Origin of the sequence: Flavobacterium sp. HJ-32-4 (assembly GCF_022532105.1) — a bacterium.
GTDB lineage: Bacteria > Bacteroidota > Bacteroidia > Flavobacteriales > Flavobacteriaceae > Flavobacterium.
On sequence record NZ_CP092832.1, the window covers coordinates 2,274,649 to 2,298,268 of the forward strand.

The 23,620-nt window shown below is 50.1% G+C and carries 14 protein-coding genes; 7 read left to right on the top strand and 7 right to left on the bottom strand.

Annotated elements, in window-relative coordinates; genetic code table 11:
- Positions 1-55: 55 nt before the first annotated feature.
- The 5 genes from MKO97_RS09500 (at position 56) to MKO97_RS09520 (ending at position 12,755) form a co-directional block, all read left to right on the top strand.
- A complete protein-coding gene (locus MKO97_RS09500; protein ID WP_241102981.1) occupies positions 56-1,030 on the top strand; it encodes a transglutaminase domain-containing protein in 975 nt (324 codons plus the stop codon).
- A gap of 595 nt (positions 1,031-1,625) precedes the next feature.
- A complete protein-coding gene (locus MKO97_RS09505; protein ID WP_241102982.1) occupies positions 1,626-4,355 on the top strand; it encodes a T9SS type A sorting domain-containing protein in 2,730 nt (909 codons plus the stop codon).
- 3 nt (positions 4,356-4,358) lie between these two features.
- Positions 4,359-7,052, top strand: a complete 2,694-nt coding sequence (locus MKO97_RS09510) for a T9SS type A sorting domain-containing protein (protein ID WP_241102983.1) — start codon at positions 4,359-4,361, stop codon at positions 7,050-7,052.
- A 3-nt stretch (positions 7,053-7,055) separates the two neighbouring features.
- Entirely contained in the window at positions 7,056-9,869 is a 2,814-nt protein-coding gene (locus MKO97_RS09515; RefSeq protein WP_241102984.1) for a T9SS type A sorting domain-containing protein, read from the top strand.
- Positions 9,870-9,872: 3 nt separating this feature from the next.
- Positions 9,873-12,755 carry a T9SS type A sorting domain-containing protein gene (locus tag MKO97_RS09520; RefSeq protein ID WP_241102985.1) on the top strand — a complete coding sequence of 961 codons (2,883 nt, stop codon included), beginning with the start codon at positions 9,873-9,875 and terminating at the stop codon, positions 12,753-12,755.
- 498 nt (positions 12,756-13,253) lie between these two features.
- On the opposite strand, the gene MKO97_RS09525 is transcribed toward MKO97_RS09520, so the two are convergent.
- The 7 genes from MKO97_RS09525 to MKO97_RS09555 all read right to left on the bottom strand — a co-directional run bounded on the left by MKO97_RS09525 (position 13,254) and on the right by MKO97_RS09555 (position 19,765).
- Positions 13,254-14,006, bottom strand: coding sequence for a phosphatase PAP2 family protein (locus tag MKO97_RS09525; RefSeq protein ID WP_241102986.1), 753 nt, complete (start codon positions 14,004-14,006; stop codon positions 13,254-13,256).
- 95 nt (positions 14,007-14,101) lie between these two features.
- A complete protein-coding gene (locus tag MKO97_RS09530) occupies positions 14,102-15,409 on the bottom strand; it encodes an AarF/ABC1/UbiB kinase family protein (protein WP_241102987.1) in 1,308 nt (435 codons plus the stop codon).
- A gap of 19 nt (positions 15,410-15,428) precedes the next feature.
- Positions 15,429-16,097 carry a TetR family transcriptional regulator C-terminal domain-containing protein gene (locus tag MKO97_RS09535; protein ID WP_241102988.1) on the bottom strand — a complete coding sequence of 223 codons (669 nt, stop codon included), beginning with the start codon at positions 16,095-16,097 and terminating at the stop codon, positions 15,429-15,431.
- A gap of 195 nt (positions 16,098-16,292) precedes the next feature.
- Positions 16,293-17,798 carry a T9SS type A sorting domain-containing protein gene (locus tag MKO97_RS09540; RefSeq protein ID WP_241102989.1) on the bottom strand — a complete coding sequence of 502 codons (1,506 nt, stop codon included), beginning with the start codon at positions 17,796-17,798 and terminating at the stop codon, positions 16,293-16,295.
- A gap of 80 nt (positions 17,799-17,878) precedes the next feature.
- Positions 17,879-18,475, bottom strand: coding sequence for an SET domain-containing protein (locus MKO97_RS09545; RefSeq protein ID WP_241102990.1), 597 nt, complete (start codon positions 18,473-18,475; stop codon positions 17,879-17,881).
- 207 nt (positions 18,476-18,682) lie between these two features.
- Positions 18,683-19,072 (bottom strand): DoxX family protein, encoded by a 390-nt coding sequence (locus MKO97_RS09550; RefSeq protein WP_241102991.1) that lies wholly within the window; start codon positions 19,070-19,072, stop codon positions 18,683-18,685.
- A gap of 90 nt (positions 19,073-19,162) precedes the next feature.
- Positions 19,163-19,765: a Crp/Fnr family transcriptional regulator gene (locus MKO97_RS09555; protein ID WP_241102992.1), complete on the bottom strand. Its 603-nt coding sequence runs from the start codon at positions 19,763-19,765 to the stop codon at positions 19,163-19,165.
- Between the two features lie 231 nt (positions 19,766-19,996).
- On the opposite strand from MKO97_RS09555, the gene MKO97_RS09560 reads away from it, so the two are divergent.
- Together MKO97_RS09560 and MKO97_RS09565 are read left to right on the top strand one after the other, a co-directional pair.
- Positions 19,997-22,891, top strand: a complete 2,895-nt coding sequence (locus MKO97_RS09560) for a histidine kinase (RefSeq protein WP_241102993.1) — start codon at positions 19,997-19,999, stop codon at positions 22,889-22,891.
- Complete coding sequence (locus tag MKO97_RS09565; RefSeq protein WP_241102994.1) at positions 22,888-23,610, top strand: LytTR family DNA-binding domain-containing protein; 723 nt, start codon at positions 22,888-22,890, stop codon at positions 23,608-23,610. The genes MKO97_RS09560 and MKO97_RS09565 overlap by 4 nt, the downstream gene beginning before the upstream one ends.
- Positions 23,611-23,620: the final 10 nt, after the last annotated feature.

Sequence of the window (23,620 nt, forward strand, 5' to 3'; positions counted from 1 at the left end):
CGTTTTTTCGTTGTTATAATAGGCACGATTCTAGCCGTGTCGACCCACTATGAAGATGAAGAGGCTATTAGGATGGCTATGCATCGCCCTCCTTTTCCTGTCGTGGGGATCGAACGCACAGGACTACCAAAAAGTAGACAAAACGATCCAATCCTATCCCATTTCTTTTGCCTCCCCGACGGCATTGGCGCAGCGACTTTCGGCTGATTTCAAAACCGAACCCGAGCGCGTCCGCGGCCTATTCACCTGGATGGCGACCCATATCGACTATGACATGCCGCTGTATCGCGAGATTGCCCGCGGCGGAAAAGTAGCCTTCTGGTATAAGTCGGAAAACGACCGGAAGGCGCAGGAGCGCAGGTTCACGGCGGACCTGGCGGTGAAAACACTTCGGAGCCACAAGGCCGTCTGCCAGGGCTATACCGCGCTGTTTCGGACCGTATGCAACGAGTTGGGTATCGACTGTATCGACATTTCCGGAACCGCTAAAAGTACCCTGTCACAAATTGGCCGTTTGCCTGCGAAAAGCAACCACGTGTGGAATGCCGTCAGAATCGAAGGGGTTTGGCAGTTGGTGGATGTGACCTGGGCGGCGGGTAATGTCAATGAGAAAGGGCAATTCGTGCGTCGGTTCAACCCGGCGTATTTCTGCACACCGCCCGAGCGTTTTTTCCTTAACCATTTCCCTGAGGATACCCGGTTGGCGTCAACGGTTCCGTCACCCAACGAGTTTGCCCGCCTGCCTTTGTATTACAGCACCTATCTGCAGTCGGAATGCGAGCTGGTATCACCTACAGCAGGGTGCCTGGCAACGGATCGACCAGTACGTATTCCGTTTCGGTTCAACGGATTACCCGACGACGCGGTGTTGGGGTATTGCTTCAATGGCGACCGCTACCTGAACCGGGTGGAGGTATCCCGCGAGGGCGATGCCACCTATTTCGAGGTGCCGTTACAACCGGGGCAGAAGGGTTATTTGACGGTGTTTTTGAATAACCGGTCGTTGGTGGCGTATAGGGTTGGGAATTAGGAATTGAGTAACTGAGGAATTGAGTAACTGAGTAACTGAGTAACTGAGGAATTGAGGAATTGAGGAATTGAGGAATTGAGTAACTGAGTAACTGAGTAACTGAGTAACTGAGTAACTGAGTAACTGAGGAACTGAGGAATTGAGAAATTGCGATAGGTAGGAAAAGAAGAAATGGAGGGCGCCTAGGGGGTGGGTTAGTAATTTGTCACCATTGATACTTTATCCATACAGTATCCATACAGTATCCATACAGTATCCATACAGTATCCATACAGTATCCATACTCTATCCCTATACGATGACCCGTCTAGGACCCATGAACTACGAACCGTGACCCATGAACTACGAACCAAGAACTATGAACCACGAACCACGAACCACGAACCCTGAACCCTAAACTCCTACAGGTGAAAGGAGGTCGGTGTTGCTTTGCGGCGTTGAAGCGATTCTCTAAAAGCAAGTATACCGGGCAAATGCGTATCCGTGGGGCGTTGGCTACAGGGAATTTCTTATTTTTGTTCGGTACCAGCTATTGCGGCATACATCTGACCGGATTCCCGTTGCAACGTCTGTAGTATGTAACCTAAGATATTGTATGAGAAAATTTTACCCCTTTTTTTTATTGTTTGTTGTCGTAGCGCAGGCGCAAATTGTGACTATTCTTGACCCCGTATTTAAGTCGGCGCTCGTCAACACGCCGGTTGGGCGGGATCTCGATGGTAATTCCGTGGTAGTGGATACAAATGGCGACGGCGAAATACAGGTGTTGGAGGCCCAGGCCATTTATGCCTTATATCTTTCGGGTTTGACAATGAACAATATGACGGGTATCAAGTCATTTTCCAATCTCCAATACCTTCAAGTTTCGAACGGCAGTCTTGGTACACTGAATGTTAGCAACATGACGTCGTTGATAGGTATCGATTGCGCTGATTTGGGCCTTACCTCGCTTAATGTCGCCGGTACTACAAGTCTTGAACAACTTGATTGTAGCGGCAACCAGCTTACTTCCCTGACGATATCCTCATCTCCGGCGCTAGTCGACTTAGTTTGCGACCACAACCAGCTCGTCTCGTTGTCGGTCTTTAATGCGCCGGTTTTGGGTATGCTGAATGCAAATAACAACAACCTGACCTCTTTGACGCTGAGCGGGGTGACCGTTCTTGAGGCGATTTCCCTTTCCTATAACCAGCTCACTACGCTTGACCTGTCGCAGGTGCCGAATCTGAACAATCTGCAAGCGAATTACAACCAGTTGGTTTCGATCACCTTTCCCAGCAATGCCTCAAACCTGTATTGGGTTGAGGTCGCCCATAACCAACTCGCTTCGTTGTCAACGCCGGGTTCTGCCCATCAGTTGGGCCTGTTAGATTGTTCTTACAACCAATTGGTGTCATTATATGTGCCGAACGGAGAGACTTTATTACAGGTGAAATGCCATCACAACCAATTGGCGTCCCTTTCGATACCCGTTCCGGAGCTCTGGCGCCTCGACTGCAGTTACAACCAGTTGACATCACTTTCGCTGGCGGCCGGTCTCGAGATGGATCTTCTGAAGTGTGACCACAATGCATTTGTTTATTTTCCACAATGGACCAACAGCAGTATTAACCATCTGGACTGTTCGTTTAACGCGCTTACCAACCTGGATGTATCGTGGATTCAAAACCTGATTACCCTCGATTGCAGCAATAACTCCTTGACATCGATAGATTTAGGTAGCCATGCGTATGGTGCGATAAATTGCTCGAACAATCTGTTTCCCTATCTGGATGTGCTAAGCCTTCCCGAAGTTGGGACGTTGGATTGCAGCAATAACCAACTTGCCTATCTTATGGCCAACACCCAGATCGGAAGCGTTTCTCTCGCGGGTAATCCTAATCTGGCGTATGTTTGTGCGCATCCTGACAAGGTGCTTTATTTCCAGACCTTATTGGAAGAACTGTCGTATGCTGCGGAAGTTAATTCGTATTGTGTGTATGCACCCGGGGACTTTCATCTTATAGAGGGCACCCAGCGGTTTGACAGCGCGATGGATGGCTGTACGGAAGCTGATGTACCCTTCCCCAATCTGAATTTTACCATCTCAAATGGGCAGACCAGCGCGACGTTGATTTCGGATGAAAACGGGCATTTCTCGATTTCGGTTCCTGTCGGCACCCATACACTGACACCGTCTTTCGCCCATCCTTATTTTACCATTTCGCCTGCGAGCACCACCATTACCTTTCCCGACGCAGGCACCATCGCCAATCCCTCTTTTTGTATCGCGCCCTTAGGCGTGCATCATGACCTGCGCGTGAGCCTACTTCCGCTGGGCGCTGCCGTGCCTGGTTTTGACGCCTCTTACAGGATAAAAGTGCTGAACCAGGGCAACCAGGTTGAGAATGGTACACTGGTGATGGCGTTTGATGAATCGACGCTTGACTATGTGTCATCGGTGCCTGCAGGCCTGGCTGCTGAAGGGTCATTAGAGTGGGCTATTACGGGACTTCTTCCGCTGACGTCGGTAGAATTCACGGTTGTCCTGAACTTAAATTCACCCGTTGAAAACCCGTCCCTTGATTTGGGAGATGTTCTTTCGTTTGGGCTTACCGCCAGTAATTCAGGTGAAGAGACGCCCGACGACAACTTCGCCGTGTTGAACCAGGACGTCGTGAACGCCGTCGATCCGAATGATAAAACCTGTCTCGAAGGCGATGCTATCGCACCCGAAATGGCCGGAAACTACCTGCATTATCTTATTCGTTTCGAGAACAATGGCAATTATCCGGCCATCAACGTTCGGGTGGAGGATGTGATTGACCCCGACAAATTTGATATCGCGTCGCTGGAACCGCTCGACGGCAGCCATGCCTTTACCACCCGTATCACCGGCAACAAAGTGGAATTCATCTTCAACAACATCATGTTACCGTTCGATGATGCCAACAACGACGGATGGGTGCTGTTCCGTATCAAAACCAAACCGACGTTGGTGCTGGGCGACAGCGTGAGCAACACGGCAGGCATCTATTTCAATTTTAATCCACCGGTGATCACCAATACGGCGACGACAACCTTCGCGACGATGGGTGTTGATTCCCATTTCGATAGTTCGTTTCGTGTTTGGCCAAACCCGGCAAATGATGTTGTGAATATGGAATCAAAAAGGGGAGAGGCGATTACGTCTGTATCCGTATATAATACGCTTGGACAGGAGTTGCTTAGAGAAAAAGGAAGTGATTTGCGCAATGTGAATGTATCCGGCCTTGCAGCGGGTACGTACGTGATCACCGTTACCACAGATAAATCGAAATCCTCGACGCAGTTGATTAAAAAGTAAGACATGAAAAAAATCTACCCGTTGTTGTTATTGGCGTTTGGCGTAACCCAGGCGCAGATCGTGAACATTCCGGACGCGAATTTCAAGGCGAAGTTGCTCGCGCCGCCAATGAACGGGTATGGAGCGGTGCGTGACATTAATGGGGTTGCTATTGCTCTTGACGCTAACAATAACGGCGAAGTTGAAGTTTCGGAAGCGAATGGCGCCAATAGTCTGGATGTATCTTTCTCGAGTATTGCAAGTTTGGAAGGGGTACAGTATTTCACAAACCTTGAAGAACTGGATTGCGGATACAATCCTTTGACGGTCTTGGGACCGCTACCCCAAAGTTTGAGGTTTCTTAATTGTCAAAACAATTATTTAGGGGGTATTGATCTTTCTGGATTATCATTACTCGAGTTGCTAAACTGTCATCATAATAACCTAACGGTACTCGGCCCCTTACCTCCCGGCTTAAGGCGACTCGATTGTAGTTACAACAGCCTTTCGACTCTCAATCTTTCGGGACTTTCGTTACTTGAGTCGGTTGCATGTAGCGCTAACCAATTGCAGTCATTCACGCTACCGGATACCGCTCCGGCGCTTCACGTCATAAAATGTGAAAGTAATCAACTTGTTTCACTGGATGCTACAGGATTGACCGGCCTGGAGATACTGCTTTGTCAGAGCAATTATCTGACGTTACTGGGGTTACCTGTGCAAAACACCTTAAAGGAGTTGTATTGTCAGCACAACAACCTGGTTTCCCTCGATTTGTCATCACAGCACGATCTTCTAGAACTTGAATGCGATCACAACCAATTGACCAACCTGGTTTTTTCGCCACAGGTATTGCTGTCAAGTGTTCACTGCGAGTATAATAATCTGACGCAGCTTGCCGTACCACATGCGTATTCCGTTTATTGCCAATACAATGATTTGACGTCACTTTCTGTCGGCCCCACCCAACTTTATACGTTGATATGTAACAACAATGTGCTGATCGACATCCATTCCTGGCCGACTTACCCGTTGCTTCAAGACCTTTATATCGCACACAACGATCTTTTAGATATTGATTTTTCTAAATTTCCGGTATTGCAAAACTTGATTTGCGGATACAATTCGTTCACGTCACTGAATTTCGATAATGCAAGCCCGTCACTTTCTTCACTTTCGTGCAAGGGGAATACGCAATTACAGTACCTCTCCTTCAAAGGGACCTATCCCTTACTGAATTGGAACGACCCGAGTAGTTTCGCGATTAATGGGAATTCTTCCCTTGCCTACATCTGCGCCAACCCGCAATATGTGCCCGCGATCCAGCAGGTCGCCAATGCATTTCCACAACCCGCGGAGGTTAATTCCTATTGTGTTTTCACTCCTGGTGCTACCAATATCATTGAAGGCAAGTTTACGTTTGGCTGTTTGTCGGATAGTCCGGGAATTCCCTTTCAGAAACTCAGTGTTTCCGATAGCGAGGATACCACCGTACTATACAGCAACAAATCCGGTAATTACCTTTTGGACCATCTGGGCTCCGGAACGTTTATCGTAAATCCGGTTGCGCCATCGCCTTATCTCGTTTTCCAGGAGCCGTCATCGGCCAGCGTAACGTTCCCCGATGCCGCTTCTCCCTTCGTCCAGAATTTCTGCGCTACAGCCATAGGCCCTATCAAAGACGCCGAAGTCTTGGTAGTACCAATGGGTATTGCCCTGCCGGGATTCAATACGACCTACAAAGTAATAGTCCGCAATCGGGGTACCGTCGCGCTCAGTGGCCAACTCAAGCTGCTGTTCGATGACAACCTGATGAACCTTTCCCAGTCTTTACCTGTTGCGGGAACGGCCAATCCGGGGGTTTTGACCTGGAACGCGAATAATATCCTTCCCTTCTCAGAGAAGGCCTACACCGCCACCTTTTTGATGAATACGCCCACTGCTTCCCCGCCACTCAATTTAGGAGATATTCTTTCCTTTACTGCCACGGTCACAGTGGCGAACGAGCAAACCCCGGCCAATAATACCACGACCATATCGCAAACCGTCGTCAACCCGTTTGACCCCAATGACAAGACCTGTCTGGAAGGAGAAACGATCGGACCCGAAATGGCCGGACAGTACCTGCATTATCTCATTCGCTTCGAAAACACCGGGACGTATTGGGCGCAGAATGTCATCGTCGAAGATCTGATCGATACTGCGAAGTTCGATATTTCTACCCTGGAGCCGCTCAACGGAAGCCATGCCTTCACCACCCGCATCACCGGCAATAAGGTCGAGTTCATCTTCAATAACATCATGTTACCGTTCGACGATGCCAACAACGATGGCTGGGTGCTGTTCCGTATCAAAACCAAACCGACGCTGGTGCTGGGCGACAGTGTGAGCAATACAGCCGGCATCTATTTCAACTTTAATCCGCCGGTAATTACGAATACGGCGACGACAACCTTCGCGACGATGGGGGTTGATTCCCAGTTTGATAGTTCGTTTCGCCTTTGGCCAAACCCGGCAAACGATGTTGTGAATATGGAATCGAAAAGGGGAGAGGCGATTACGTCCGTGTCGGTATACAACACCCTCGGGCAAGAATTGCTTAGACAAAATGGAAATGATGTACGAAGTATGAATGTGTCCGGCCTTGCAGCGGGCACGTACATCATTACCGTTACCACAGATAAATCGAAGTCGGCAACACAATTGATTAAAAAGTAAGTCATGAAGAAATTTTACCTCTTTTTATTGTTAGCGTTTGGCGTAACCCAGGCGCAGATCGTGAACATTCCGGATGCGAACTTTAAGAACAAGTTGCTGCAGTCGTCACCCTCACAGGAAATCGCATGGAACAGTGCAGGAGACACGTTCAAAATTGACAGTAACAACGATGGCCAGATCCAGGTTTCGGAAGCGCTGGCTGTTGTGCAACTGCGCATACCGGATGCGATGATTTCAGATCTTTCCGGGATTGCCTCGTTTACCAATCTCAAGGAACTCGAGTGTTATGGGAATGCGCTTTCCGTGTTGGATGTCAGTGCGCTGACGCAATTAGTTAATCTCGACTGCGCCGATAACGCCCTCACGACACTTAATGTAAGTGGCCTGTCGGCACTAACCAGGCTGAATACCGCGGGTAATGCACTCACCAGCCTGAACCTGTCCGGACTTACCTCACTGGAAGTTCTCAATGCCGGCAATAACAATCTCTCATCCGTAGGCACGCTGCCCTTCGCTACATTGAAATCCATACAACTGAGAGGCAACCAACTTACGTCATTTAACCTTCCTACCACAACGACGGCGCTTGAGGGTATTTTCCTGGATAATAATCTACTTACTTCTTTGATCTTGCCTACTTCCGCTCCGAATCTTGCATCGGTATCCGTGGGGTGGAATCAGCTGACCAGTCTTACGGTTTCATCCGCAAGCAGCGAACACTTCTCACTTTCGTGTTCGTCAAATCAGATCAGCGCGCTAACGATAAGCGTTCCGGTTACAAATTTATATTGTAACCAAAACAACCTGTCTTCGCTCACGCTACCGTTTCCCGCTGATCTGGAGGTACTTGATTGTAGTTACAATCAACTTACGTCCCTTTCATTGGCGAACATGGCGGCACTTACTAACTTGAACTGCGCCCACAATCAGTTGACATCGCTTTCTGCCGTAGGCTGTAATGCCATCGAGGATTTGTACTGTCATCACAATCAATTGAATACCCTGTTACTTCCGGATGTCCCAACGTTGCTCTTCACCCTCGACTGTGCCTACAATCTTTTGACGTCGTTAGAGCTGAAGCAGACGATTGTCGACTTTGACTGTTCGTATAATCAGCTTTCCGGTCTGTCGTTGGTTACATCTGGTGGTGTGTTGGGACACTTTGACTGCTCGCATAACCAGATCAGCGATCTGGAGTTGGGTAATTTTGATTACTTCGAGATTAACTGCTCTTCCAACCCCCTTGAAAATCTGGATGTAAGTCACCTCGCCGGACTTTCTGTATTGTATTGTGATGATACGAGTCTTATTTCCCTGATACTTGGAAACATACAGGTTCTACCCGACGTTTCTTTTGAGAACAATCCCCAGTTGGCGTATGTGTGCGTCCATCCTAACCAAATAGCCTATTTTGAGGGGTTGGTCCAACAGTATGGTTATGCGGCGGAAGTCAATTCCTATTGCTCCTTTACGCCCGGTGCATTTTATCACATTGAAGGCACCCAGACGCTGGATACCAGTGGAAATGGATGTGATGCCAGCGATCCGGTTTTCCCTAATTTGCGGTGGGATATCACAAATGGCAGTGTGACAGGAACCATTATTTCGGATGAGAATGGCCACTATCGTATTCCGGTTCAGGCAGGGTCACATACGCTCACACCCGTGTTTACCCATCCCTATTTTTCCTCTTCGCCGGCCTCGGCAACGGTGTCGTTTCCTTCACAGGCTACGCCCTTCAACCAGGATTTTTGTATCGCACCGAACGGTATACATCACGATTTACAGATTTCGATAATGCCGTTGGACGCTGCGGTTCCGGGCTTCGATACCCGTTACCGGGTCAAGGTACGAAACGTGGGTACGGTTGTAGAGTCGGGTACCATTTCCCTTAGTTATAGTGGTACTCATACTACCTACGTCTCCGCGAGTCCTTCACCGTCATCACAATGGGCGGGTTCTGTGATATGGGATCTGGGCGCGTTACCTTCTTTGAGCGAAGCGGACTTTATCGTTACCCTTCATTTGAATTCACCGGTCGACACACCACCGCTCGATTTGGGTGATACCCTGTTTTATACGGCCACGGCTTTGAACAGCAGTGAAGAAACGCCGGCAGACAATACTGTGTTGCTCTCCGACCCAGTTGTGAATGCCCTCGACCCCAACGACAAAACCTGCCTTGAAGGCAACACCATCGGCCCTGACATGGCGGGAAAATACCTGCACTACCTGATCCGGTTTGAGAATACGGGCAATTATCCCGCCCAGATCGTGACAGTGGAAGACATGATCGACACGACTAAGTTTGATATTTCCACTCTTGAACCGCTTGACGGCAGCCATGCCTTCACCACCCGCATCACCGGCAATAAAGTAGAATTCATCTTCAACAACATCATGTTACCCTTCGACGATGCCAACAACGACGGCTGGGTGCTGTTCCGCATCAAAACGAAACCAACACTGGTATTGGGCGACAGTGTAAGCAACACGGCGGGCATCTATTTCAACTTTAATCCGCCGGTAATCACGAATACGGCGACGACGACGTTTGCGACGATGGGTGTTGATTCCCAATTTGATAGTTCGTTTCGCCTTTGGCCAAACCCGGCAAACGATGTTGTAAATATGGAATCGAAAAGGGGAGAGGCGATAACGTCTGTTTCGGTATACAACATGCTCGCACAGGAATTGCTTAGAGAGAAAGGAAGTGATTTGCGCAATGTGAATGTGTCCGGCCTTGCGACGGGTACGTACGTCATTACCGTTGCTACAGATAAATCGAAATCCTCGACACAGTTGATTAAAAAGTAAGTTATGAAGAAACACTATCTTTTTTTGTTGTTGGCGTTTGGAATGGCGCAGGCGCAGGTTATTAATTTTCCTGATCCAGCGTTTAAGTCGCTGTTATTACAGGCATCGCCATCCAGTATGATTGCCCTAAATAGTCTTGATCAACCGATTACTATTGACGTTAACGGCGATGGGCAAATCGATATATCTGAAGCTCAGGTTGTTAAAACGCTATTACTCTATGAACCAGGACCAGTTGTAATAAATAGTTTAGTGGGTATCAAGAGTTTTACGAATTTGGAACATCTTTCCGTAGCGGGCATGTCGATTTTGGCCTCAATTGATGTTAGCAATATGTCTTCGCTAAAAATTCTCCAGGTTTTGTTATATAACTTGAGTTCAATTAATGTTTCAGGGGCAGGCTTAACTTATCTTGACATAGGTTCCTCACAGATTACAACACTTGATGTGTCGTCGTTGACACTGCTTCAAACACTCAGGTGTACAAACAACCAATTAACAAACTTACTATTGCCGTCGGGCGCGAGTGTTTTAAGTAGCCTCGATTGTTCCGGCAACAACTTGAGCGTATTGAATGTTGCGGGTCAAAACGGCCTTCACTATATTACTTGTACAAACAATCAACTTTCGTCGTTGAACCTCTCTGGCTTACCTAATTTAGAAGGTTTAATATGTAAAGGGAATTCGATGACGTCTCTGGTCCTTCCAACAAGTGGTACTTTCAAATACTTGGATTGCAGCGATAATTTGTTTACCTCCATGTCTTTACCATCTTCTGTAACTAATTTGGACTGTGGCGGAAATTTGTTCAGTTCTTTCGACTTCGTTCCTGTAAGCACGAAAGTTCTTACCTGCGGGGGTTCATTGAACACCGCAATATCTATTTCGAATAAACCACAATTGATTTCGCTATCAATATTGAATTCCACTCTCGTTTCCTTAAGTCTATCGGGCGTTCCACAACTCAAAGCCTTATATTGCTCTAACAAACCGAATCTGACCCATCTTGATTTAAGTGCAATCGTTGCCCCACTTTCCAATGCAGACAGCGAGATTTACGTCGACCACAACCAATTAACTGAGCTGATCATGCCGAGTTCGGTGACCATAGGTAAATTCGACTGTAGCTATAATTCCTTACACTCATTGGCTGTAAACAGTTATGTCGCTCAAATGATATGTAACAACAACCCACTTCAATCACTTTCTTTGACCAAAGGGGTAAACGTGTTGCGTGCTGAGAATTGCCAATTGACTTCACTGACTTTTGGTGAGGCAGATTACAATAATATTTACTGTTATAACAACCAACTCGAAACCATCGATTTAAGGTCCAATACCGATCAGTATTCGCCCTACCTCGATTGCCACAATAACAATCTTAAGTCGATAATGTCCAAAAAGAAGTTGAATACTTCAACAGACATTTCTGGAAACCCCAATTTGGAGTATTTGTGCGTGCACAACACCCAGGTGGCTGCTTTCAAGCAGAAAGTGACGCAGTTAGGATATAGCGCGGAAGTCAATGCGTATTGCAGCTACGAACCGGGCGCTTTCTACCATATCGAGGGAACGCAACATGTGGACGCAGACAACAACGGCTGTACCGAGGCTGATATCACGATTCCCCATTTAACCTATTCCATTACCAACGGTACGGTGAGCGGGTCATTTATCAGTGACCGATACGGCAACTATGATATCGCCGTGCAGGCCGGCACCCATACTGTTTCGCCTGTCTTCGCCACTCCTTATTTCACGAGCACCCCAACCTCGGCCGCGGTTAATTTTCCCGATGCGGGTTTGACAGCCAGCCCTTCGTTCTGTATATCGAAAACAGGCGTTTATCATGACGTGCGTACATGTGTTATGCCGCTGGGGGTAGCGGTTCCGGGTTTTGATGCCAAGTATAGGTTAACAGTAAGCAATGAGGGTACGGAAAGCGAAACAACCACACTAACCTTTGCCTATGATGAGGCAACACTGGATTTTGTAAGTGCGAATCCAGCTCCAACGTCGCAGGCGCCGGGCTTACTGAGTTGGACGGTAAATCTGGATGTTTTCCAGAGAAAGGCGTTCCTTATAACCATGAACCTTAATTCGCCCGCAGAGACACCGCCACTGGATCTTAACGACCTTCTGGTTTTTACATCGTCTGCGCCGCTCAATTCGGATACCACACCGGACAACAATAGTTTTATGTTGCATGAATTCACCCGTAACGCCCTCGACCCCAACGACAAAACCTGCCTCGAAGGCAACACCATCGGCCCTGACATGGCAGGGAAATACCTGCACTACCTGATCCGGTTTGAGAATACGGGTAACTATCCTGCCCAGATCGTTACGGTGGAGGACATGATCGACACTGCAAAGTTCGATATTTCCACTATTGAACCGCTTGACGGCAGCCATGCCTTCACGACGCGCATCACCGGCAATAAAGTAGAATTCATCTTCAACAACATCATGTTACCGTTCGACGATGCCAACAACGACGGATGGGTGCTCTTCCGTATCAAAACCAAACCGACGTTGGTGCTGGGCGACAGTGTGAGCAATACAGCCGGTATCTATTTCAACTTTAATCCGCCGGTAATTACGAATACGGCGACGACCACGTTTGCGACAATGGGGGTTGATTCTCATTTTGATACATCTTTTACCCTTTGGCCAAACCCGGCAAACGATGTTGTGAATATGGAATCGAAAAGAGGAGAGGCGATAACTTCTGTGTCAATATTCAACACGCTTGGACAAGAGTTACTTAGAGAAAACGGAACTAATTTACGAAATGTAAATGTTTCCGGCCTGGCAGCGGGAACGTACGTGATTACCGTTGCTACAGATAAATCGAAATCATCGACACAGTTGATTAAGAAGTAGTTGATGGTTGATAGTTCTTGGTTGATAGTTCTTGGTTGATAGTTCATGGTTTATGGTTCATGGTTCATGGCTGTTGGTTGATAACGGCGCAGCTTAAGAGTCGTCTGTCGGGTAACCTTTTCGATACAACCTAAAGCCTTACGTTCGGAACGTAAAATTTTACCCTGGCAGACGCAAAACGTTAGGTCTGGAACGTAAACGTTTACCCTAACAGACGTAAAACGTTAGGTTCGGAACGTAAAATTTTACCCCGATAGACGTAAAACGTTAGGTCGGGAACGTAAACTTTTACCCTAACAGACGTAAAACGTTAGGTTTGGAACGTAAAATTTTACCCCGGGATACTGCCTGTATAAAGCGTGTATAAAGCCTATATAAAGCGTATACAATGCGTATCAAAGTGACAGGAGGGGAGCTTCAGGATATTCCTCGTGCTTATGTGCCGACGCTTCTATAACCCCGGCGGCACTTTTGTGAATCTGTCGAGTCCTCCAGTCCTCAAAATGACACTGACAGCCCCACGCCCCAACGACCGTCCTGGTAGGTGGGAAGGATGACTCCTGTGGTTTTGGACGTCTCTTTGAAAAGGAGGTGTTGGATCGTCGGATGTAGCCAATAGGCTATCTTGGTACTGAGGATGCCGATGCCCGCACCAGCCGCAATATCGGTTAGCCAGTGACGGTTGTTGTACATCCGGAAGAAACCCGTTCCGGTAGCGACGGCATAGCCCGCCACGCCATACCAAACCGATACATCGCGGTATTCCTGATAGAGAAATTCGGCGCCCATGAAAGCCGTGGCCGTGTGCCCGGAAGGGAAGGAGTTGTTGGAGGTTTTATCCGGTCGCATTTCGTTTCCGGTACTCTTAATGATATTAACCGTGCCTCCCATGATCAGGTAGGCGGTGGCCAAAATGGTGGTCCGATCGCGGAAGTTGTGTTTGCCCTGTATGCCGGCTGCGTTAAGGGCATACACTGACAAGAAAGGCGTGTACTGCGAAAAGTCGTCGACGGTCAGTTTCTCGTCGATATGTTCCGCCAGTTCGCCCTGTGTACTCGAATTAAGCTCTCGAATCGTAGGGCTTTCTAGTCCGACTACCCCAAATCCAATCAACGCTGCCGGTAGTATCAATGCCTGATACCGAAAGCGGGGTTCGGGTTTCAGCGCAAGTGAATCAACCGAGGGCCCTTGTGCCACGAGTACCATGGGGAGCAGGGCGATGACCAGGAGGAAGCGGTGGGGAAATGACATAAGAAAGCACTAGCAGGTTATCACAAACGTACATAAAAACGGCGAGAGACAATCCGCCCATTCTTCACAACGTCGGTCATACCTCAAAACGTGTGTTACGACGCAAATGTTTCAACGCGGGTCTGCACCCGTGCTTTGAGGTCGTGCAAGAGGTTGTAGAGCCCGAAGAAGGTGCGGTTGATATACAGGAAGTGCCGTGAACCCCGGTTGCCGTTCATCTTGCGCAACTGGGTGTCTTTTGAGAACCGTTCGCCCATTTCGGCCATGGCGCCAAAGAACTTCGCATCTGAGAAGTCAAAGGAGTCGCCGTGGAACGGAAGGGTGAAGAGTCCGAGCATCTCGCGGAACAACGCTTTGAAATAGGCCGCTTCTTCAGGTGAATCGTCTTGACGTATGATTTCGAGTTCAACCAGTTTCTCGTCGAACAGGTGGGCATCCTGTTGGTATTCCGGGCGGGCCAGTTCGAAGTAAGGCTTGTAGAATTCTTCCGGCACCTGTTTGATGCACCCGAAGTCGATGGCCACAAGGTTGCCGTTCGCATCTACGAGGAAATTCCCCGGGTGCGGGTCGGCGTGCACCTGCCGCAATTGGTGGATCTGGAACATATAGAAGTCCCACAGGGCTTGTCCGAGTCGGTCACCCAAGGCCCGGTCGGTGTTGTGCGCCGTGAATTCCGAAAGGTGTTCGCCCTCCATCCAGTCCATGGTAATGATGCGGGATGACGACCATTCGGGATAGTAGTTCGGGAATACCAGGTTCGGGATATGGCGACAGGCTTCGGCGGTAAACGTACCTTGTCGCAATTCGAGTTCGTAGTCGGTCTCTTCCAACAATTTCCCTTCGATCTCCTGAAAGTACTTCTCAGAGTCTTTTCCCTGTAAATTAAACATCCGCGTGGCGAAGGGTTTCACGATGGCCAGATCGGAGCTGATGCTCTCCGCCACACCCGGATACTGGATTTTGACGGCGAGTTGTTTCCCGTCTTTTGTCGCTTTGTGCACCTGCCCGATACTCGCGGCGTGGATGGAGTTGGGTGTGAAGGTATCAAAAAGGGCCTCCGGATAGGCACCGTGGTAGTTTTTGAAAGTCTTCCGCACCAAGGGCGCCGACAAAGGCGGTACGGAGAACTGGGCCAATGAAAACTTCTCGACGTAGGCGCGGGGCATGATGTTCTTGTCCATGCTCAGCATCTGCGCCACTTTAAGGGCACTTCCTTTCATCTGCTTGAGTCCGTCGTAGATATCACCGGCGTTGTTTTCGTCCAGTTTGTCCCGGGTGAGTGAGGGGTTGATCAGTTTTTCGCCATAATAAGCGACGTAATTACCGCCCACTTTGAGGCCGGTTTTCACAAGTTTTCCGGCCCGCTCGAGTTTACCGGTGGGAATATGGTCAAGTGTTTTCATAGTAAGGGGTAGGTAAAGGTCAACGGCGTTCTTTCCACAGGAATTTGCCGAGATCGAACAAATTTTCGAGTGGTTGGGTATCTAACAGTGTGGCCGCCGTGTTCACTGATTTTTCGATGAGGATATCGGTTTTCTCGAATCCTTTTGACCGGTCGTCAAGCCAGAATTTCAGAATGAAGAGGAACTGTACCCAGGCGCCTTCCGCATAGATCGGTTGGCGGTATTTCTGCCATTTCTGTTGTGCTTCGCCTGAGGGTTCTGAAACAAAGGTCTTGACATACTCGAGGAATTCCTTACGGAAGCCGCGCAGTTGGGCCAGATTGGCCAGGCCTTCCTTGTTTTCTTTCAGTACATACAGGAGGTAGCCGCGGTTCAGGGCAAAGATCTCAAACAGGGTGAAGTAGAGAGTAAGCAATTTGTCGCGCCCACTGTAGGTAGCGAAAGACGCATCGTTCGAGAGGATGGTTTGGGCATTCTCAAAAAAACGCGTCCATACGGTATGTGGCAGGTCTTCCAACGAACCGAAATGCTCGAAGAAGGCCGATTCCGGAATCTGGGCCGCCTGACAGAACTGTACGGTCGTTTTGAAGGGGGTGGCTTCTGCCGCTACCCGTTCCATGTAGGCAGCGAGTATGTCATCTGCTGTCCACGTCTGTTTTTTTCGTCCGGTTTTCTTTGCCGTTTCCATACCAAGATATTTCTACAAAGATAAGAGCCGTAAGAAGTTAGGATTGTTGAGCAGCTGTTAATTATCGTTCAAAATTTCTGTGAGGCTGCGGGTTTCGGAGGCATTCAGAGATTCGACTTTAAGCAAAAAAGAAACCCGCCGGATGAGGGCGGGTGTTCTTTATGTCGGGACGGTGTCGGGTTACGACATGTATCGTTATTTGACGATTTTCCGTGCAAACGTCTTCCCTTCTGATTCGATCAGCAGGAGGTAGGTGCCGGAGGCGAGAGCGGAGGTACCCAACTCGTAGGTAGTGGCATCCACTTTCTGGAACGACGCAGACGCAACGCGCCCGTCGAGCGTGATGATACGGGCCGCGCGCACGTTGAGGTCGCGCACCGTGCTGAAGCGTACATAGTTCGTTACCGGATTTGGATAGACCGTGAGTCCGTAGGCTTCGGCTACCAACGGATCGAGGCCCAATGCTGCCGCATCCAGATAGTCCGGAATACCGTTCGTGTTCAGGTCGTCGTCGGCCAGGTTGCCGTTGTTGTTATAATCTTCGTTTATCGAACTGATGCCGTCGCCGTCATCGTCGATGTCGAGATAATCGGGGATCGAATCGTTATCGGTATCGAGATAGTCGGCGGTGCGTCCACCGAGGGCGATCAATTCGACGTTGGTCAGCACGAGGTCGCCATCGTCATCATCATCCATATAGTTCGGAATACCGTCGCCGTCTGTATCATCGTTGGCGAGATTGCCGTCGCCGTTGACGTCTTCGTCGGCTGTATCTACTGCATCGTTATCGGTATCTGTGCCGCAATCGATGGCCGACAGGTTGACGGTCAACACCGTAGGCGTACCGTTGTTCAACAGCGCATACAGCGTAAGCGGCAATTGCTCGGCAAAGAAATTAGGTTGTGTGATGGGATTGGTATTCGACATCGCGTCGATTTCCGAATAGAAAAAAGTCGCATTGGCCAACACGCCTGTGGCGAGGTTTTCGGTTGAGAAAAGCGGTCCGGTTACGGCCGAGTTGCATACGGTGTAGGAAATCGGCTGTGACGGTGATACGGTTGAAAAGCGCCATCCTTCGTTTTCGGCTGCCCAGGGTCCCATATTGCGTCCCGGAGCCGCCGTTCCCTGTGCACCGCTAGCATCCAGCACACCTAATATCGCTTTGCCGCTGTTCCAGCCCGCGCACAGTGGTTTGCTGTGCACTTGTATGTCGATGAGGTTGGTCGTCTCATACAGGACGATTTCGGTGTATGACAGGTTGTTGGGACACGAGAACTGCGGTACGTTTTTGAAAACGATGACGAATTTGCGGTACGGCGCTACGCCCGTGACGCCGGTGAGGTAATTACCCGCCCCGGTGTTGTTGTAGAGGTCGTGGTAGACGCCCAGGATAGCGTTCTTAAACGGAAACAGTGTGTTGGGGATCGCCTGGTTGACATTCCATTCAGAGTATTGGTTCGCATAATTGGTGTTAAACGACAGATAGCCGTTTGAACTCACGACGATGTTCTGGTAGTCAACGCCGTAAAACTGGAACGAAAAAGGAAGCGAAATCACTCCCGAATAGATATCGTCGTTGTTATACTGCACGGTCGTGGCCGCGTCGAACATCTGGTGGGGAATGCTGGTGACGCTATACGTGGGCGATTGCGCACTCACGGTTAACCCTGCCAATAAAAAGAAAGCGTAGATTTTTTTCATAGTGGTTTGTTTTTTACGCAAGGTACTAAGAAAATTAACACGCTCTCTATCAGCAATTTTTAATTTTTAACAGGAAATACTCAACGGGCTACGCCCTCGGGATACCAGCAGCCCAGTATGGAGCGCATGGCGCCGGGTTCGTGTTCCAATAGCGACAGCTCTTTCTGTGTGGCGGCGGGCAACAGGGCCGACAAGGGTTGGGGTACGCGGAAGAGGTGGTGCAGGTTTTTGTGGAGCAGCGCATCCCATTCGGCGTAAAAGTGGAACAGGTCATCCGGGTACACGACCTTTCGCTCGGTGCCTTCGTCGACCGGGTGGAAGGGGGCCGCGACGTTGAGGTAGCCGTAGTCATCGGTCAATTGTTCGCCGGGCGCAATGTCGCGTATCGCCATCTCGAAGTCATAAGCGGTTGAGAAGCAACTGGGGCGGAAGCTATGGTTGACGTATTTCGCGGCGTCCCAACACAGCACGGTTTCGCCCAGGGCGTTCCGGAACCCATAGGTATCGAGCGCGCGTTTCGCCATCGCAGGCAGACGGGCGACGTCTAAAGGTGAGAAGACGCGGTCAAGCGGATCCTGCACCCAGGTGATGGTGCCTTTCGGGATGAGGCGCGTGGCGACTACGCCATAGCCAACGGACTCATTGATAAAACGGATTTCAGTGTCGGGGTGGAGCATGCTTTTTTTGTAAATTTCCCACTGAACACCCCTCGGTCTTTTACAGCATTCTCCTATAATCTTGCACAAGTTGCAAACGTATTTCCAGGGTACATAAGCCGCCCAACAAAAAAAGCGCGGTAACCAACCGCGCTTTCCCTACAGTGCGTAGGCAACCAACTGGGAGAACAGTAGGTGTTTCGTAGTGGGGCCGTTTTTGATGGGCTGCTAGCTGTTGCGGCGGCCCCATGCAATCAGCCCCAGTAATACAATCAGGAAAATGTTGAACCCGATTACGTTGCTTTCTCCACGCAAAAGGTGGAAAACGATGGCGCTTACCATGAGCAGCAGTCCGCCGTAAGCGGCCCAGGCAGTCAGTTGTGGTTTTTTCAGGAAATGCGGCAGCAGCAGTCCGAGTCCGCCGAGAACGTCGATACCGCCGAGTATACGCACCAGCATCGGGTTCACGCCTCCGGTCCAGGGTAGTTGGGCAGAAAGGGCTTCGATGGGCTGCCCGAGTTTCATTGCGCCGCCCATGAGGAAGGTGAGTGCGACGAGGACCTGAGCCACCCATAGGGCGATATTGTGTGTTTTGGAAGTGTTTTGTTGCGATGTCATCTCTTTTTGATTATGTGATAGCATCGCAAAGTTGCGCGATTGCAGGCAGTCGCGCGAATAGCGTATCGTAAGAAAAAGGGTTGACCTATGTCAACGTTTTGGCGTGCTGCCCTGACGAATCGAGCTGGCCTTGACCCGGCTGAAAGTTTCCTTTGTCATACCCAGATAGGATGCCAGCAGCCGCTGCGGGAAGCGTTGCAAAAACTCCGGATAGGTGTTTTCCAAATCCGCCAGCCGTTGTTCGGCGGTCATGGTTTTGGTCGTATGTACGCGACGCAGGAGTTGGATGGCTTGTCGTTCGGTGAGGATACGTATAAGTTCTTTCATGAATGGCCGATCCCGGAGTTTCGCCAGGTGTGCTTCTTTGTTGACCAACAGTATTTCGGTCGGTTCAAGGGCGTCTATGGAATAAGGAGAGGGCGTCCCGTTTAAAAAGCTCTCGCGGTCTCCGGCCCACCAGTTTTCGATCATCAGCCCCAATACGTTCTCGCGGCCGGTTTCGTCAACCGAATACAGGCGTAGGGCCCCCTTAACGATAAACCCCGCCCAATTACACACGTCGCCTTGCTGAAGCAGGTATTGGTGCCGGCGTAACTTCCGTATGACAAAAGCCTCTTTGATACACGAAATGTCGTCGTCCCCCAGGGGGCGTTCCAAGCGTTCTTCAATATAGGTGATAAGCTGTTCGTGCATGTGGACGGGTGCTGGCAACAAAAATACAAAGACTTGCCAAAGTGAGTGCGGATAAAGTAAGGTTTCCCGTATCAATCCAGGAAGCCGTACTGCACTTACTCAATAAAAAGCGGCGTCTACTCAGAATCGGCTATGTATTTCGCAAATTGCCCGTTTTTCAGTTTGCGATGCCCACGCGTTTCGGGCTAAAAACCTATTTTTGGCTCCCCTAGCTTGTATTTTATGTCTTTGATGCGGGTTACCGTTTTCTTGTTGCTTCTGCCTTTTGCCGTATCAGGGCAGTTGGACGGACTGGTGAATTACGCCCAGGAACAGGGACTTAACGCCGCGTTTACCTATCGGATCACACAAGACCAGAAAGGCTTTATCTGGATCGGCAGCGACAACGGCTTATTTCGTTTTGACGGCGTGCAGTTCCGGCATTATGACCGCAGTGATGGGCTGTTGAATATCGATGTCCTCCTGGCTGTTCCGCTTGCCGGCGACCAGCTTTTCGTGGAAGCCTTCCGGAATGATTTTTTTGTCATCGATAAAGGACGCGTGCGTACGGCGAAAGACGTGCCCGGACTTGCCCGTATCCCGTTGCCCGTGGTAGGTACCCACCATCTTATTGCCACACAGGAAGTTAAAACAGCACTCCTCGTCGATAAGATGGACGCAAAAGAGGCCTTTCGGTATGAAGGCGGAAAGATCAGGAGCGTGCGCTTCCGCTTTCCCGCCGGATTCACAAAAGGACGCTATGATGTCATTACATTTCCCGGATCGGATACGGTCGTTTTTGTATCCAAGCAGCAGCGGGTAAATTCGTGGACCGCAGATTGCGTGACCGGGAAGGTATCGTACCACGGCAATTGGAAGCGTTTTCCAACCAGTTCACAGGGTATTGACCGTTACCGGGTTGTATCGTTTGAGCGCAGGGAATTATGGTTGCAGGATAGGAGGCGTCTTGATGCCTACGCGTCGCATACCTTTCCAACCGAAGTGATGGCCACCTGGTCGACGGGGCGCTACCTGTGGGCCGCGTTGTCAACCGGTGGTGTTGCGGTATTCAACATGGAGACGGACCCCGGACTGAAGGCACCGCGTTTCCTTCTCAACGACTATCTGGTGCAGCATGCCTTGCTGGATGCCGACGGGAATGCCTGGTTCTCGACCCGTAACAACGGTATCTTTTTTCTCCCGGCCCGTTCCTTCCAGAGTTTCCTTTCGGGTGCCACAAGACGGGATCAGCGCGGGGTTTCGGTGATGGCGTCCTTTTCGGATGTTTTTTTTACAGGATACAGCGATGGTACGTTTAGCACGAGGGTAAACGACGAGGTGCGTTTTGGATCGGTGGGGGAGAGTAGATATGAGGTGCGCGGTATCTGGGGCGACGACCGCTTCCTGATAGTGGGTAAATCGCAAGGTTGCTTTCGCGTTGACCGCCAAACCGGTGCAAAAAAGGAAGTACGTCCGTTGGAGAACAACTCCTCCGCGATCAAGAACATCGTACCCTATGGGAAAGACCATGTCCTGATTTGCTCCGGCCGATGCATCCTGGGTTATGATTATGTACGCGACCAGGCCGATTTTAGGATCAACCAAAATGCCTACTGCGCCGCCTGGCTTGACGACAACCGCTTATTGGTAGGGGATTTCCGGGATATCTACCTGCACGATCGCAGGACCGGCAAAAAGGCATTATTTCTTTCCGGATACTACGCCAGTGACATCCAACGCGTAAGTGCCACCCGTTTCGTCTGCGCCACCAATGGCTATGGTGTCGTTTTTTTTGACAGCAATAAAAACGTATATCGGTTGACCACGCGGGACGGACTACCGTCAGACCAGGTACGCCGCGTGCGGATCGAACGTAAGGGCGTGTACTGGGCCTGCACGACCTCCGGACTCTGTCGCATCGAACAGGTAGGAAACCACTATAACATCCGCGTGTTCACCCGTGCAGATGGGCTTCCCTCGGACCGTATTGCCGACTGTGTGGTGTTGCGGGATACGGTTTTTGCCGGTACTGCGGCCGGACTGGTTGCCCTTCCCATTAAGTCGTTACTCGGGCAGTCATCGTTTATAGACAAGAAGGTAATTGTCAATTCGGTTTCCGCCGGTGAAACGACCTGGGATATGCCGTCGGGCGTCACGACCCAGTATCCGAACAACACGGTGGTGTTCAATTTCAGTTTCCTCGATTATCTGTCGAAGGGAAAGATCGGCTACCGTTATCGCATAGAAGGACTCGACACGAAATGGCAGGAAACCACCTCGTCGCGTATCATTCTCAATACGCTGCCGCCGGGGCGCTACCGGTTGGTGGTGTATGGACTTGGGTATAATGGCAAACGCTCGAAAGAGGCCACTGTGATTCCGATCGAGATACAGCCCCGCTTCTGGCAGACATGGGGGTTCTATTTGTTGGGTTCGACGGTGTTCTTCGGCCTGCTTTTCGTCTTGCTTCTCTATCTGCTTCGCCGCCGGCGTGACAAGCGATTGCGGGAGTTGCTGTATTCACAGAAAGTGGCGGAACTGGAGCTGCAGGCGGTGAAGGCCCAGATGAACCCGCATTTTGTATACAATTGCCTCAATTCGATACAGTACCTCCTTTTGAAGGAAGACTATCCGAATACCGAGCGCTACCTGGGTGCGTTTTCAAGGCTGATCCGGGCGACACTCCACTATTCCGAACAGACGTTTCTTGCGGTAAGGGAGGAAGTGGCCTATCTCGAACTCTACCTTTCAATGGAGAAACTCCGCTTTCGCGAGCGCTTCTCGTATCACATTCGGTGTGCGGAAGGCGTGAATCCGGAAACCAAAGTACCGTCGCTCCTGATACAGCCTTTTGTGGAAAACGCACTCAAGCACGGAATCGGCTCACTACCCGAATCGGAGCCCGGCCTGCTGGAAGTCCTCTTCGAACAAAAGGAAGCCGATCTGTGCGTGATGATACGTGACAACGGTCCGGGCCTGTCAAAGGAGGATTTGGAAAAACCGTCGTCATTTGGACTCCGGATCGCCGGAAAACGCATCGAAACCTATGAACAGTTGTTCGGCAGCCGCATCCGGTTGGAGGTGGTGGACAGAAGAGGAGAAGGGCAGACCGGACTTGAAATACGCTTATTTATTACCACTACATGAAACCAACACGCATTACAGCAGGCATCATCGACGACGAATCGCACGGACGGGAATACGTCCGCCTGTTGCTGTCAAAATACTTCCCTGATATTGAAACGGTCTTTAGTGTGGGTAACCCCTACGCTGCCTTGGCTGAGTTGGAGAAGGGCGAGCCGGATATCCTGTTTTTGGATGTGCAACTGGGCCCGGATACGGTTTTCACTTTTCTGGAACGTGCCGGATCGGTACGCTCGTCGCTGATTTTTGTCACGGCCCACGAGAATTTTGCAATCAAGGCGATTCGGCATCGGGCCGTCGACTACCTGTTGAAGCCGGTGGATAAGGACGATTTTGTCGCTGCCGTACGGCGTGCCCTGCGCGATATTGAACAGCGTCCGGTGGTGGCGCCGCGGATCAAGTTACCGGTGAATAAAGGGTTTCGGCAGGTGGATGTGGCTACGATTGTCCGGTGTGAGGCCGATTCGAATTACACCCATGTGTTCCTAACGGAAGGACAACGGGTGCTGGTGGCCAAGACGCTACAGGAGTTTGAAGAACAACTGACACGATACGGATTTTTCCGCGTCCATCACAAACATTTGGTGAACCTCCGTCACGTTGAAGAGTACCAAAGCGGCAAAGGAGGCAAAGTGTTACTGACGGACGAAAGTGTGGTGGATGTGTCGCAACGACGGAAAAGTGCCTTCCTCGAAAAGCTCGCCTCAACTACACGTTATTGAGCTAGTAACC